Genomic DNA, 2,046 nt, shown 5'->3' with positions numbered 1-2,046 from the left:
AAAAATAACTACTGCTGCAGAGCTAGTACCTTCAGAAAATTATGTTTCAAGGGTTCCTATGTATATAACATTTAAAGAAGCTATTTCATTTGATGAGTATAAAACTATATGTAAAAATATATTCAAAGAAAAATGCGATGAGGGTCTAATCTTCCAAGAATCTATTAAGGGAAGTACAGGATATAACAATTTATTAGATTACGATAACGCTTATTTCTTAATTGGTAAAAATCAAAAGACTATAACAGCTATTGAATTTAACAAAAGCGATGATGTAAGCTTCATATATTATGAAGATGATTTAAAATACGAGACAAAAGGCGATGGTACAGTACCGTATATTTCAGCGACAATGTGCCAAGCAGTTAAGAGATTGCCTCAGGATAGATATTGTTTTGCTGATGGAGACCATACTCAAATTGTTCAAAATGCTAAAATTATAGATCAAAATGGTAAAATAACTGATAAAACAACTATAGAATGGATAAAACAAAAATTAGAAATTATAGAAGAAACCAGCACACCATCAGATGACACAACATCAAGTCAAAAGTCAGTAGGCGGTGGTGGATTTATGGTTCTTCGTGTAGCTTGTCCAGTAGATGTAAACATCGAAGCAAATGGAGAAGCATTAAATTCATCAGCATCAGAATTTGACGCACAAACATCTTTTGGTAGACTTGATATAATAGGTCAAAATGACGATATAAAAATGGCTTGTGTAGATACGAGTGACGATTACGATGTTACTTTAAATGGTAATGGTGAAGGTACAATGGATTACACTATACGTTATTTTAATTCAGATGATGAGTTAGAAAGTGAGACAACAATTAAAGATGTTCCAATAACTAAAGATACAATTATAACAACTAAACCAGTTTCTACAGAGGATACAGTTCTTAATGTAGATATAGATGGAGATGGAACAGTCGATAAGATATACAAAGCTCCAAAGGGTGAAACAGTAGATGTAGAAAAGGTTGTAAAATTCAATCCAAATAACGGAGCTCAAGAGATAAAGAGAGCTGTAGATTCAGAAGGTAAATTAAATTATACACCAGAAGCTCCAACTAAGGCTGGATATACTTTTGTAGGATGGTTTAAGGATACTGATGATACAACTACTAAGTACGAATTAGGAGCTACATATACAGAGGACGTAACATATACAGCTAAATGGGCTCATGTAGACATGCTTGGAGCTCAAGTCAAAGCAGTAGTAGACGATAAGAGTGGTATAAGATTTGGTACTAGAATCTACAACGATGGCGATGAAATAGTAGAAAAAGGAACTATAATACTTCCAGCTAGATTACTACCAGAGGGAGAATCATTGACACTAGATACTCCTAATATAGCTCAATCTATAGGTAAGGTAAACTACGAAGTGAATGAGGAAAAGAATTATGTAACTTATTTAGGAACTTTAGTAAATATACCAAGAGCTCAATTTGATGCAGAAATAACAGCATCAGCTTATGTAATTTACAAGGATAAGGCTGGTAATGAATATACTGTTTATTCACCATATAAGAAGGGGTCAACAACTATAAATAGATTATTAAATAGTTAATAAAATCGATTAATAAGTATTAAATAAAATTAGGGAATGTAGTGAAGTAATTTTTATTTATTTTACTACATTCCAATTTTTTTGATATTATATAAGTAATAAATTACCATATTATAGACAAAGGAGGAAGGAAAATGATAAAACTTTTTAAAAAAGCAATAGTATTTACAATTACTGCTTCGTTTGTATTTAGCTCAGGTCTGGGTCAAATACTATCTTATGCACTGACTAGTGAAATCTACAAAACTGAAAAAGCTATTGCAAGTAATTTTGAGGTAGAAAATATATCTCAAGCCAATTATAGTGTAGCTACTGCCAACACTGTCTCAACTAGCAGTGACAGCTTAACATTTGAAAATTTTACTTATACTGTATATAATTCAGAGATAATAATAACTGGATATACAGGTCAAGATACAGAAATAACTATACCTTCAAAAATAAATGGGATGAAGGTAACAACTATAGAA

The 2,046-nt window shown here is 31.4% G+C and carries 2 protein-coding genes; both read left to right on the top strand.

The features are described from left to right. Nucleotides 1-1,576, top strand: a 1,576-nt coding sequence (locus tag ACI3VO_RS16905; RefSeq protein ID WP_439759024.1) for an InlB B-repeat-containing protein, incomplete at its 5' end; no start/stop codon positions are given. 134 nt (nt 1,577-1,710) lie between these two features. Continuing rightward, nucleotides 1,711-2,046, top strand: a 336-nt coding sequence (locus tag ACI3VO_RS16900) for a hypothetical protein (RefSeq protein ID WP_439759023.1), incomplete at its 3' end; no start/stop codon positions are given.

The organism is Intestinibacter sp. (assembly GCF_051866655.1).
Taxonomy (GTDB): Bacteria; Bacillota; Clostridia; order Peptostreptococcales; family Peptostreptococcaceae; genus Intestinibacter.
This window is presented reverse-complemented; position numbering and strand designations above follow the sequence as displayed.